Annotated in this window: 14 protein-coding genes; 3 read left to right on the forward strand and 11 right to left on the reverse strand. The window is 38.9% G+C overall.

Annotated features, from left to right (window positions below):
* Positions 1-54: 54 nt before the first annotated feature.
* Entirely contained in the window at positions 55-807 is a 753-nt protein-coding gene (locus PTUN_RS12565) for an outer membrane protein assembly factor BamD (RefSeq protein WP_040643642.1), read from the forward strand.
* Between the two features lie 247 nt (positions 808-1,054).
* On the opposite strand, the gene glnB is transcribed toward PTUN_RS12565, so the two are convergent.
* The gene (gene glnB / locus PTUN_RS12570; RefSeq protein ID WP_009837293.1) at positions 1,055-1,393 is read right to left on the reverse strand and encodes a nitrogen regulatory protein P-II; all 339 of its coding nucleotides are present in this window, start codon (positions 1,391-1,393) and stop codon (positions 1,055-1,057) included.
* 174 nt (positions 1,394-1,567) lie between these two features.
* Between glnB and PTUN_RS12575 the strand changes: the two genes are divergently transcribed.
* Complete coding sequence (locus PTUN_RS12575) at positions 1,568-2,089, forward strand: GspH/FimT family pseudopilin (RefSeq protein ID WP_009837294.1); 522 nt, start codon at positions 1,568-1,570, stop codon at positions 2,087-2,089.
* Positions 2,090-2,136: 47 nt separating this feature from the next.
* Complete coding sequence (locus PTUN_RS12580; RefSeq protein ID WP_009837295.1) at positions 2,137-2,652, forward strand: GspH/FimT family protein; 516 nt, start codon at positions 2,137-2,139, stop codon at positions 2,650-2,652.
* Between the two features lie 23 nt (positions 2,653-2,675).
* Here the strand turns inward: PTUN_RS12580 and PTUN_RS12585 are convergent, their stop codons facing one another.
* The 10 genes from PTUN_RS12585 to lspA form a co-directional block, all read right to left on the reverse strand.
* Positions 2,676-3,071 (reverse strand): type IV pilin protein, encoded by a 396-nt coding sequence (locus tag PTUN_RS12585; protein ID WP_009837296.1) that lies wholly within the window; start codon positions 3,069-3,071, stop codon positions 2,676-2,678.
* A gap of 9 nt (positions 3,072-3,080) precedes the next feature.
* Positions 3,081-6,173 carry a pilus assembly protein gene (locus tag PTUN_RS12590; RefSeq protein ID WP_232521785.1) on the reverse strand — a complete coding sequence of 1,031 codons (3,093 nt, stop codon included), beginning with the start codon at positions 6,171-6,173 and terminating at the stop codon, positions 3,081-3,083.
* Complete coding sequence (locus PTUN_RS12595; protein WP_009837299.1) at positions 6,173-6,667, reverse strand: hypothetical protein; 495 nt, start codon at positions 6,665-6,667, stop codon at positions 6,173-6,175. The genes PTUN_RS12590 and PTUN_RS12595 overlap by 1 nt, the downstream gene beginning before the upstream one ends.
* Entirely contained in the window at positions 6,655-7,638 is a 984-nt protein-coding gene (locus PTUN_RS12600) for a PilW family protein (RefSeq protein ID WP_009837300.1), read from the reverse strand. The genes PTUN_RS12595 and PTUN_RS12600 overlap by 13 nt, the downstream gene beginning before the upstream one ends.
* Positions 7,638-8,183: a type IV pilus modification protein PilV gene (gene pilV / locus PTUN_RS12605; protein WP_009837301.1), complete on the reverse strand. Its 546-nt coding sequence runs from the start codon at positions 8,181-8,183 to the stop codon at positions 7,638-7,640. Before pilV ends, PTUN_RS12600 begins: the two co-directional genes overlap by 1 nt.
* Before the next feature lie 113 nt (positions 8,184-8,296).
* The gene (locus PTUN_RS12610; protein WP_009837302.1) at positions 8,297-9,007 is read right to left on the reverse strand and encodes a LytR/AlgR family response regulator transcription factor; all 711 of its coding nucleotides are present in this window, start codon (positions 9,005-9,007) and stop codon (positions 8,297-8,299) included.
* 1 nt (position 9,008) lies between these two features.
* The gene (locus tag PTUN_RS12615) at positions 9,009-10,025 is read right to left on the reverse strand and encodes a sensor histidine kinase (protein ID WP_009837303.1); all 1,017 of its coding nucleotides are present in this window, start codon (positions 10,023-10,025) and stop codon (positions 9,009-9,011) included.
* 25 nt (positions 10,026-10,050) lie between these two features.
* Positions 10,051-10,980 carry a 4-hydroxy-3-methylbut-2-enyl diphosphate reductase gene (ispH, locus tag PTUN_RS12620; RefSeq protein ID WP_009837304.1) on the reverse strand — a complete coding sequence of 310 codons (930 nt, stop codon included), beginning with the start codon at positions 10,978-10,980 and terminating at the stop codon, positions 10,051-10,053.
* Positions 10,980-11,420, reverse strand: coding sequence for an FKBP-type peptidyl-prolyl cis-trans isomerase (gene fkpB, locus PTUN_RS12625; protein WP_009837305.1), 441 nt, complete (start codon positions 11,418-11,420; stop codon positions 10,980-10,982). The genes ispH and fkpB overlap by 1 nt, the downstream gene beginning before the upstream one ends.
* On the reverse strand, positions 11,413-11,910 hold the full coding sequence (gene lspA / locus PTUN_RS12630; protein WP_009837306.1) for a signal peptidase II: 498 nt from the start codon (positions 11,908-11,910) through the stop codon (positions 11,413-11,415). Before lspA ends, fkpB begins: the two co-directional genes overlap by 8 nt.
* Positions 11,911-11,913 lie beyond the last annotated feature (3 nt).

The following is an 11,913-nucleotide window of genomic DNA, read 5'->3' on the forward strand; positions in this document are numbered from 1 at the left end:
TTTACTCGGTTTTACCGACTTGGCCTAGCTCAAGACAACAAAGGTAGTTAATAAATGATAAATATAAAAAGGAAACGTGTTTTTAGCGCCGCTTTGATCCTTCTAATGCTAAGTGCATGTTCATCTAAACCTGAACAAGAACAAATTGAACGAGTGCCAAACAAGTCAGCCCAAGCCTTATACGATGATGCAAAACAAACTCTTGATTCGGGTTTATATATTCGCGCAATCGAATTACTCAGTGCGATTGACTCCCGCTACCCTTTTGGCCCAATGTCAAAACAAGTACAAATGGATTTAGTTTATGCGCATTATCAATCAAATAATACCGACAAATCGATTGCCACAATTGACCGGTTTATTCGATTAAACCCAAATCATAAAGATCTTGATTACATGTATTACATGCGTGGTTTAAATAATATCAAAGCCGATGAAAATGCTTTTCAAGAGTATTTTGGTGTTGATAGAGCTGACCGCGATCCAATAAAAACCCGTGAAGCGTATAAAGATTTAGATACGTTAATCAAAAAGTATCCAACAAGTAGCTATGCCGATGAAGCTAAAAAACGTCAAGTCTGGTTACTCAATAAAATGGCTCGTTACGAAGTAAAAGTGGCCAATTATTACTACGACCGCCAAGCTTATTTAGCTGCGGCTAATCGTGGTAAGTATGTAGTTGAGCATTTTGGCCAAAGTAGTTATGTCAAAGAAGCTTTAGAAATTATGGTCAACAGCTATGATAAACTAGGTCTTTCTGATCTTCGAGACCACTCAGAGCAAATTCTACAAGCAAACAAAAACTAAAATAGGCGCGATAAGCGCCTTTTTTGTATTGCTTAAGAATACAAACTAAAAAAACCTGAGTTCTGGATAAGAGATTTACCAAAATATTGAATTAAAGCTAGATTTCTTTGTTATGTTTCTCTAGCCAGTGATTTCAGAGGATAACAAGCCCGCTTGAAACGTCAATAATTGGTCTATTGCACGTTATTTCAACGCAGTTAACGTTGAAAATAACGGCCTCAGATTGATTTATTATCTAGTATTTAGGTTAAATAGCAGCTTCGTCCTCTTCACCAGTACGAATACGCACCACGCGCTCAATATCAGTGACAAAGATTTTACCATCCCCAATTTTTCCTGTTTGCGCTGTTTTAATAATGACATCAATTGCACGGTCTACATCTTCATCAGCAAGTACAATGTCTAATTTAACTTTTGGCAAAAAATCCACCATATATTCAGCACCACGATAGAGCTCAGTATGTCCTTTTTGACGGCCAAATCCCTTTACTTCACAGACTGTCATTCCTGTAATATCAATCTCAGATAACGCTTCACGCACATCATCTAATTTAAAAGGTTTGATTATGGCTTCGATTTTTTTCATTGTTGCGCCCAAATTAGAACTAAATTGCATCGATTTTAGACAATCACGTAACTAGGTGCAATTACTGATTTTTTAAGCCCGCTTAGTAAATGTTAAAAATCAGTAAAAATACTGATAAAATAAGGCTTAGCAGGGTAAAAAATAAACGTTATACTTAGAAAAAAGGAGACTCACATGTTGTATAAAAATAGAGGTTTTACTCTTTTAGAGTTAATGGTAGGTATCGCAATTCTAGGTATCATTTCTGCAATCACTATGTTTAATGCCAGTACAATGCTTGCAAGTGATAGAGCAAGTAGCTTTGTTGATGAATTTACACGTAATCTTAAATTTGCGCGGGCTAAAGCATCTTCCGTCGACCAAGTTGTTACTATGTGCCCACTAAATAATAATGTTTGTAGCTCAAACTGGCAGTTAGATAAGGTCACTGTTTTTGTTGACGTAAATAACAACCAAAAATTTGATTCGCCTGACGATACCATTTTGCGCACAATGAGCATTGTTAAATCTCAAGATAAATTTAGCCAAATATTAGGCTCAGGCGCTATCAGTTACAACGGACAAGGCCGTGCATCAGGTGCACACCGCTTTGTTTATTGCCCAAAGGATCAAGCTGACAGTAATACCGCATTTGAAGTCACCGCGACAGGAAAAACCTATAATTTAGGTAAATCAAGTTATACTTGCACAAGCTAAAACTTGGGCTAAATTTGAAATAAAAGGATCATTGTAAGGCTTCAAGGATGAAGTTCACACATTCAGGATTTACATTTTTAGGATTAATGGTATGCATTACCATTTTATCTATTATTACTTCCATCGCTAGTTTCTCTTATGGCCCTCTGCTTGCAAAAAACCGGCAAAATAACAAGATGTCATTGCTGAAAACGAATTTAGCTTATGCTCGAAATTCTGCCGTTAGCTATAATCTTTCAATAACATTCTGCCCAATGAAAGGTGCTCAATGCACCAACAATTGGCAGGACAAAATTTACCTATTTACAGATGCAAACGCCAATCAATTTCTTGATGATAACGATACTATAATCTTTATGTTAAATGCTATTCCTGCAACAGATACATTGACATATCCTCGCCACGCAATAACTTATCGAGGTGATGGCAGTATCGCGGGTTTTCAATCAGGGAGTTTTATTTATTGCCTTAAAGATTACCCAGATATTATGGGAAAAAGACTGACAATAAGCCAAGCAGGACGTTTCAGGATAAGGGATATTAAGTGCCAAAGTGATAAATAATTATTACTTTGGCACTTTTAGATTTACCAACAGGGACCGCTACCAGTAAAGGTTTTTTCAGATGTATCTGCAATAGTAAAACTAGTACAGCCGCTATCTTGAAGGGCTATTCCCGACGCAGGTGTTGCCTTAACAGTGAACTTTGTATTTGCATTTGTGGTTGTGATTTCTAAACTATACAAGCCTGTCTCTGTACTAGATGAACCGATACCAATATCTGTTAAAGAACTAGTATACTCATGGTTATCTACATAATATTGTTCTAGTTTATTCGCAATATCAAGTAAGGCAGTCATCGCTTCTGTACGTGCAGAACGCTTAACATGCTCACTATAGTTAGGGATTGCAATAGCTAATAATATACCTACTATTGTGACTGCAATCATCACTTCTATTAATGTAAATCCTTGCTGTTTCATATTTTTGCCTTAAAAGTCTGCTTCTCGATAAATATAAGTTCTATGCGTTTTTAAACCAACAAAATCGCCACTTAAATCAATTTTACCGTCACCATTTTCATCGATAGGTACCAGATTATTTGAGATGGCTTTCGCTTTAATGACACCACTACCATCTTGACCACTGCCTACACCAATTAACAAGAATTGACTGTTATCATCCTCTCCTTTGTCAAAAATAAGCTGCGGTGTTGATGGCACTTTGTTGCCAACATCAAACTTTAAATTATCATAAATTTTAGCGCCATAATGTAAATGAAATGCATATAAAGCACCTGAACCACCGTTAATATCACATTGACTTACATTTGAATCACTTGCAGGAGTGAAAGAAGTATAATAAGCAACCCCTCCAATTACTGCTGGCTTTGCCAAAGCTTTTTCACTAACGCCTAGCGCATAGCGCCAGCCAACAAAATTTTTCGCATATTCAGCTTCTAATGTTCTAAACTCATCGACTGATTTGTCTTCAAATGATTTAGCTTTTATATCCATAAGTTGATCAATTGTTACAACCTTAGGTTTAGAGCTTAACGTGAATGATTGCGTTAATACTTTTTCATCTCGGATCATAAATAATTGATCGTCAACACTGGTGTTTTTAGGGTTTGTTCGATTACCACTGCCAATCAAAATTGCTTCATAAGGTGTTTGTCGACGAGATAGCTGTTTCGAGACTGATCCATTATCATCTATAGTCGTTTCAGTTACTTTACTAAAATAAGTTCGAGCAACCTCTGGCTGATAAAAAAACTTTCTATCTGTAACTCCTGTACCACCCAGTGCTGCAATTTTAATAACTGTCCATGGTTCACTCCCATTAGGTGAATCACTTGGCATATCGATACGCCAAACATTTCCGCCGGTATCAGCAGTGTACATTCTATCGGTCATTCCATCGTAATCAGAATCAAGTAGTGCTATATCTGCAGGAATACTATTACTTAATCCACTAAAATTAACGGTGCCACCACCAGGTGTAAAACTTGCGACTAGTTCACCCGATTCCGCATCTGCAATAAATACACCCAATCCTTTGGTATCAGTCGCAGAGGCATTTGCATCTTTTGCGATATCATAACCCGCACCAAAGACTAATAGCGGTTTATTTTTATAACCTGCGACATCAATAAAAGTCACCTTAGGTTGAGACCACGTTTGACCTAGCAGGCTATAACCCGATTTTGTTGGATTGATTGGATTTGACCAGAGTAATTTCGGTTTATCAGCTACACTGATATCTAACGCATAATAAGATGAACCGCCGCGGCGCATTCCTAAAAAAGCCCACACTTTATCACCGGATTCGATAATGCCATTATCATTTGCATCATCAATATAAATAGTTGGCGTTAAATCCATACCATACACTTTGCCTTCACCAACTTCAGGGATCACATTGTTTTTTAACTCAGGTAAAATAGGAAATAACTCAGAAGGAATAAACGCCCACTCTTCACTGATATCATCCGTTGTACCGCTGTCTTTAAACATATGAACAAAACCAGCATTAGTGCCAACTAGCAAGCGAATATTACCATCACCATAATTTATCGCCACAGGGCGAGAGTGAAGAGGATCACCAAAAATTGCAGGCCTTAAATCGGTTTTACTATTATCTAAATCTTCATCATCGATATCGATACCCGCACTCCAATTGACTAAATTAGCCAATTGTTGGTCGCTATAACCACTAAATACAGAGCTTGCTTTTAAGGTGGTTTTAACATTATCAAAACTAAATACTGGCATACTACCGCCACTACCAGCAGTACCTACATCAGTGTACACTTTTCGTGAAGCCATAGCTGAAATACGAGCAGAAACCCCCCCTTTACCAACCACGTTGCCATCAGCAGCCTCACCTTCTTTCAACCAAAATGTTGAAGCTGTTTTTTTAATATTTCCTTCACCATCAATGGCCGCATCATTATTTTTATCAACTAGCTTCTCACCTGAAAGTTTCAGCTTTTTGATATTACCATCCCATCTTGGTCCGGTATTTGGGTAGAACATTGCAAAATAAACTGCATCTAGGGTTTGGGTACGGTCACTTTGACTGCTAGCAACCGAAGGCGAAGTAAAGGTATCGTTAATTTGACGGATTTTAGTGATAGTTTTTTTAAGCGCTTCTGTTAGCTGCTCTGCCGTACTGGCTAATAAATACTCACCTCCACCATCTGATGCTGTTTGTTTCAATAAATCAAGTCCATCATCACTCATACCTGACCCAAAACCAATGGTGAATGTACGTGCGATATCTGTCACTCCAGAGGTAGTAGGGAACAAATCAACATTCAACATATACTTTGCTAAAGAATTTAAATAACTTCCTGATTTAGATTTCGGATATGCCCCATACTTACTATTATACAAAGATTTTATATTGCCATTCTGACCACCATCCTCGGTTGGATCTCCATCGGTCATAATGATCATATTGATACTGTTATCACAACGAAGGATATCTAAACCACTATCATCTTTTTTTGGTTTAAAAGGTGAATCATAACTAGAATTATCCTCGATATCTTTATCCCTATCGGCAATGTTTTTTGCATAATTCACCCCACCACCAGTTAGATATAGGTATGACTCATATAAAGTTTCAGCAAGCGGCGTACTTCCACCAGCTCTTAAGCTTTCTATTTTTGTTAATATTGCTTCTTTTGAACTACCAAGCCCAGCTAAAATATAACCCCCACTGCCACCATTAAAGCGCATAAGTCCAAATTCAATATCAGTATTTTGTTCTACAAGTGCCTTCATTGCCGCCTGTGCAACTTTAATTCGAGAGTCAGCGCAGTAAACTTGATTTCCTTTTCGATTATAACAATATTCACCTGTCGCAACGGAACTCTCCATACTTCCCGATGTATCAAATACAATCATCACTCTGGGTTTTTCGGTAGTTTGTACATTATGATTAACATACAATTCGATATCACTTGCGCTTACAGCGGGCACTTGCACTGACAAGCACAACAAGGTCAAAGCCTTTAAAGATAAATTGAAGTACTTCATTTTATTCCCCTCAAAAATACCATTTAATAAATAATTCATTATTGTCCCTGCCCCGCACCACCAAGCTCCTGCAAAATACCAGAATGAACCACAACAATGTGCTTTTTCTCAGCACCATATTTCATTTCGGCTTGAATTCTAAGTGCATTGCATTTAATGCCGTTGGTCACTGCATATTGCGGTGGACAATCAAGCTCCGTAGGACCTGTGTTTTCATTAAATAAAACCACTTTTGAATCAGGATTAGCACTTTGCGCAGTAATATCTTGTGATACGCCAACACCGCCAAACTGTCCGTTCAACCATAATAATTTACTCGCACCTTTTTCATTCATTGCACCGCGTAGTGATAAGTCAGCATCACCTTTTATAATCATTTCTGCCGTTTCACTTTCTTGCGCGGCATTAACCATTTTCAAATCTAATGAACTTGAGCTCATTAAACTCACTGCAATTCCAGTCATTGCGATAATCATGACTAATGCAGCAACCAAAACCACGCCTTGTTGCTTATGTTGAGTTACCATTGCCATCTGTCATTTCCTCCATTATCCAAACGTACCGTTGAAACAAACAACATACGACGATATTGATCGTTAAACGTAAGGTCTCGCGCATTTTGCCCGCTACCACCTAAGGTATAAGTTCGGCTCTCGGATTTCATATCTCGGTCTATATCCATTGAACGAACTAAAATAAACATTTGCACCGTTAAAATCACGCCACTTTGTTGCTCCCAATCAGAAGCGCTCATTTGTGATACAGTTTTATAAGTATCGACTCGATTATCGCCGTTAAAATCCATACCATATAAAAAGCGGATATTTTCAACGCCTTCCATTATTGTCTCAGTAGTAATCCCTTTTGCAGTTAATCGCTTTCTCATTAGTGTGGGCACTGTTAATGAGCGGCCATTTACTGTGTAACTATCATTAGCAATATAATATGCATGATGGTTATAAGCCCAAAGCGAAGAGCCAGGCGGTATTGCAACCACAGCGCCTGTGCCACTTATTACAGAAATCGAATTTGGGTTAACCACAAAATAATATTGATTAGTGCCCGTTGATTGACCCGTTGAGTCATTACCGGCAACCCCCTTTAATTGAATCACATCACTATTACTTATACTGTCGGAGATACAACCAAGCACATTGGCGCCATTAGTCTGCTCACCATAAACAAAACGAAAATTGGATGATGAAGCAACCGGAAAACTAGCGTTATTTTCACCGGCGCTGCAATCTGGTGATGGCAAGGCGGGCGCTAAAACATTCGCCTCGTTAGGTGATTGCGAAAACGTTCCCCAAAATCCTGCTAATTCGATATCACGACGCAAAATATCCATCGCTAACCGACCTGACTCCTGTAAATCACCAATTTCGAGCGTATCTTTGGTGGTAGTTTTCATTGCTACATACGTAAACATAACTCCTGCGAGAATAAACGCTCCGACAAATAGCGAAATCATTAACTCAACTATGGTAAAACCTCGTTGTTTCATTAGCCATTCCTCACATTTATATAGGTATCAATGACCACCATGCGACGATTTTTAGAGCTGCCACAACTAATCGCTTTATTGGTATCAGACTGAGTCATTTGCTGTCTGCCTTCCCAACTCACAACAACTTGTAAATTTATTTCGTTTGCACCGGGGGATGAGGGATCGATACAAACACTCGCATTAGCAAGCGCACCTGTACGCTCTTTGGCTTTAATCGCTTTTTTCCACTCTTCAATATCATAAAGAGCGAGTTGTGAAGCATTGCATAAATTACTTAAACAAGAAGAGATAGAACCAGCTTTACTCTCACTACTAAAATTAACTTTATAGTCATTTACTAAAGTAGGACTGTCGTTCGAACGAATACGTTGCACAATGTCGTTAGCAAGCGCAAGTGCCGCTGCACGCTGCACTGAATCATAGCTCGCCTGTTTTGCTTTTGCTTGCAGCGCAACAGTGCCAAGTAAACCAACAGTTAAGACAATAAATGCAATGAGCACTTCAAGTAGGGTGAAACCAATTTGACGTTTTGGATAAGCCATAATAAGTACACTATTAGAATAATCTAAGGGTAAGAGTATGCAGATTTGACCTTAATACAATCAATGAAGGAGTGAGCGGTTAAGAATTCCCGATAAATGGTCAAGCAATTAAATTATTGAGTTTGAAATAGTAGTTTTACTTTTTTACTTTCGCGGCGGCTTACTTCCAAGCGCTTATCAAGCCCGGTTAGGGATACAAATAAACCCTGTTCGGTATTAAACAAAGCATCAAGTTTATTTTGATTAATGAGTATTTTACGGTGGATTCTGAGCAATTGTTGCGGATATTTTAGCTCTAATTGCTTCAAAGATGTATCGAGTAAGACCTCACCACCATGGTGAAATACTTTGGAAAACTTATCATCCGCTTCAATATAAAGCACCTCAGAAACTAATAACTGACGCGTATTTGATCCTAGCTGATATTGAATACTGGCTTCTTTTTGGCTCTCAAGTTGCGCTCGATTTAATTTGCCTAAAGACGCAATCACTTTAGCCAGCGCCTCGGCTTCTAATGGTTTAACTAAGTAACCCGTAGGAACCGTTTGAATCGCAGCGAGTGCATGATTAGTATGAGCGGTTATAAATACTAATGCCGGTGGAATTTTAAATAAATTAAGTTGTTCAGCTAATTCTAAGCCGTTCATCAGCGGCATTTCGATGTCTAAAAAAACAACTTGCGGTAAGTGCATTTTTGCCAGTGTGAGTGCTTCGACACCATTTTGAGCTTCACCAACCACAAGGAAATGTGGATGATTTTCATTTAGTAATCGCTTTAATCTCAATCTAGCTAAAGGTTCATCATCAACAATTAATACCCTCACTTTATTCTCCTAGTGGCAATACTAATTTAACCCGATATTGTTCAGGCCGTTTGTGAGTAGTTAAAGATGCTTTATCCGCAAAAGCTAAACTTAAACGCTTTTGAATATTAGCCACAGCAACACCGTTATTTTCGCGCACGCAATGTGCATCTTTAGCAATAGGATTGATAATCATAACAGTGACTGACTGCGAAGTAACATGCATTTCAACTCGGATCACTCCCGTTGTTGATAATGGTTCAATCCCATGATTAACCGCATTTTCTAGCAAAGGCTGAATTGTTAAACTTGGTAGCTGGAGTTCAGGGATCTCAGGGGGCATGTGCCACTCAAGGGCTAATCGATTGCCTAGCCGCCATTGTTCTATCTGTAAATATTGCTGCGCTAATTTAATCTCATGCGTTAAGGTCACTGACTTTCCAGCTTGCATTGCAGCGCGGGCTAAGGCAGCAAGTGCAAGAATCGTTTTTTCGGCTTCTTTAGCATCATGATGCACTAATTCAGCGGCAGTATTTAAACTGTTAAATAAAAAATGTGGTCTGATCCGAGCTTGCAGTGCATCAAGTTCAGCCCGATCAAAAGCCGATTTAGCTTGATTGTGCTCTTGATGCATCACACTAAATTGTACAAACAACAAAGCCAAAATGGTCGCTATGAGTAAGTTTTTTCCAAGCACATCATTAAAAGCACTGAGTTCTAAGAGCGCTAATTGCACGAGCAATACTGTAGCTAAACTCGTCACCCCATTAATGACCAATAAAATAATCAGCACTTGTGGTGTTAAAGTGTTTTTTTTAATCAAGGGTTTAATAATTGAGAGTAAAAATAAACTTATCAGCGCAACAACATGAATAAAAAGACTGATCAAACCAAGTCTTAACCAAGGGTCGCCTTGTGTGAACGGAGAAAATGAAAGGATAATAGCAAGAAATTGGCCAACCACTAAGGTGGCCAATGTAATACGATCGTTAATGAGGCTTGGTAAAAGATACCCTTGAAACTGAGCATAATAGGTCATGTTCGGGCCTCATTTCGATAAAATGTTATCTTAGTTCAACAGGCACTGCAAAAACGATATTCTCTATCTCGCCTGGATTCTCAACCACATCATCTGCACCCCATTCTTTTAGTTGTGCAACAACCTGCTTAACTAAAATTTCGGGCGCCGATGCGCCAGCTGTCACACCAATAGTATCACTTGCTTTAAACCATGTTTGTTCCATTGAACTGGCATCATCAATTAAATAAGCTGTGGTGCCCATTTTATCAGCAAGCTCACGTAAACGATTAGAATTGGAACTATTTTTAGCGCCCACCACGAGCAATACATCTGCTTTTTCAGCCAGCTCTCGCACCGCATCTTGACGATTTTGCGTGGCATAGCAAATATCATCTTTGCGAGGACCATCAATTTGAGGAAACTTAGCGCGCAGTGCGTCAATCACATCCGCCGTATCATCAACTGATAAAGTGGTTTGACTGCAATAAAAAAGATTACTCGGGTCTTTGACAACTAAATTGGTTACATCTTCAGCTGTTTCAACCAAATAAATGCCACCTTTCTTACTGTCGTATTGGCCCATGGTACCTTCGACTTCAGGATGTCCCTGATGACCAATTAAAATACACTCTGTGCCACGACGACTTGCGCGAGTTACTTCCATATGCACTTTAGTAACCAAGGGACAGGTTGCGTCAAATACTCGTAAAGCACGGCGCTTTGCCTCGGCTCTCACCGCCTGAGACACACCGTGAGCACTGAAAATAACAATATTATCATCAGGTACTTGGTCTAGTTCATCTACAAATACGGCACCACGTTTTTTTAAGCTATCAACCACGTATTTGTTATGTACAACTTCATGGCGAACATAAATCGGCGCAGTAAAAATATCTAGAGCACGCTCAACGATACTGATGGCTCTATCAACACCAGCGCAAAAACCACGAGGATTGGCCAATAAAACTTTCATTAATTGGCCACCGAAATAATTTCAACATCAAACGTTAAATGCTGACCAGCTAAAGGATGATTAAAATCAACCGTTACAGAATCACCAGCAACCTCACGAATAAGTCCAGGAAGCTCAGTACCATCTTGCTGCGTAAAAGCAATGATTGCACCTACCTGAGCGGGTGCATCCACGCCAAACTTACTGCGGTCAAGATGATAGATGTTATCAGGGTTCGGCTGACCAAAAGCATCTTCAGGTGCAAGTTCAAAAGATTTATTTTCACCCGCTTTTAAACCTAACAAACACTTTTCAAAATTAGCCGTAAGACTCCCGTCTCCCATTACTAATTTCGCTGGTTTATTATGCACTTTGCTTGAATCAGCAGCAGAGCCGTCAGATAACTTAATTGAAAAGTGAAATACAACTTCAGATTGCGCACCAATTACTACATCAGTCATGCTTTAACTCCTCTGATTTTTGATCGCGAAATGCATCTAATAATAACAATCCAGCACCAATACAAATTGCGCTATCGGCAATATTAAAAGCTGGGAAATGCCAATTATCATAATAAACATGAATAAAATCGATTACATAACCATAAGTTAAACGATCGTATAAGTTACCCAACGCACCGGCCAAAACCAGAGAATAAGCGCTGCATAATACAATGTTTTTTGCTGGTAGCTTTTTCAACCACCAAGTTAACAACACACTAATGCTAAGAGCTATAATGCTGAAAAACCATCGTTGCCAACCACCGGCTTCACTTAAAAAGCTAAACGCAGCACCATAATTATGTACATATGTCAGGTTAAACACAGGCAAAAGCTCTATCGACTGATAGAGCTCCATTTGTGTGCTAACGACATACTTTGATACTTGGTCAACAATTAATAAGATCACTGTTAACCATAACCAAACTAAACCACTTTTGTTATTTAGCACACC

Origin of the sequence: Pseudoalteromonas tunicata, from assembly GCF_002310815.1 — a bacterium.
Classification (GTDB): Bacteria; Pseudomonadota; Gammaproteobacteria; order Enterobacterales; family Alteromonadaceae; genus Pseudoalteromonas; species Pseudoalteromonas tunicata.

What these genes read in the sequence shown, in the direction of transcription:
- PTUN_RS12585 (WP_009837296.1), bottom strand. Translation starts at nt 3,071, where the DNA reads ATGAAACAGCAAGGATTTACATTAATAGAAGTGATGATTGCAGTCACA.
- PTUN_RS12565 (WP_040643642.1), top strand. Translation starts at nt 55, where the DNA reads ATGATAAATATAAAAAGGAAACGTGTTTTTAGCGCCGCTTTGATCCTT.
- pilV (WP_009837301.1), bottom strand. Translation starts at nt 8,183, where the DNA reads ATGGCTTATCCAAAACGTCAAATTGGTTTCACCCTACTTGAAGTGCTC.
- PTUN_RS12595 (WP_009837299.1), bottom strand. Translation starts at nt 6,667, where the DNA reads ATGGCAATGGTAACTCAACATAAGCAACAAGGCGTGGTTTTGGTTGCT.
- glnB (WP_009837293.1), bottom strand. Translation starts at nt 1,393, where the DNA reads ATGAAAAAAATCGAAGCCATAATCAAACCTTTTAAATTAGATGATGTG.
- PTUN_RS12615 (WP_009837303.1), bottom strand. Translation starts at nt 10,025, where the DNA reads ATGACCTATTATGCTCAGTTTCAAGGGTATCTTTTACCAAGCCTCATT.
- PTUN_RS12580 (WP_009837295.1), top strand. Translation starts at nt 2,137, where the DNA reads ATGAAGTTCACACATTCAGGATTTACATTTTTAGGATTAATGGTATGC.
- PTUN_RS12590 (WP_232521785.1), bottom strand. Translation starts at nt 6,173, where the DNA reads ATGAATTATTTATTAAATGGTATTTTTGAGGGGAATAAAATGAAGTAC.
- PTUN_RS12575 (WP_009837294.1), top strand. Translation starts at nt 1,568, where the DNA reads ATGTTGTATAAAAATAGAGGTTTTACTCTTTTAGAGTTAATGGTAGGT.
- ispH (WP_009837304.1), bottom strand. Translation starts at nt 10,980, where the DNA reads ATGAAAGTTTTATTGGCCAATCCTCGTGGTTTTTGCGCTGGTGTTGAT.
- PTUN_RS12600 (WP_009837300.1), bottom strand. Translation starts at nt 7,638, where the DNA reads ATGAAACAACGAGGTTTTACCATAGTTGAGTTAATGATTTCGCTATTT.
- fkpB (WP_009837305.1), bottom strand. Translation starts at nt 11,420, where the DNA reads ATGACTGATGTAGTAATTGGTGCGCAATCTGAAGTTGTATTTCACTTT.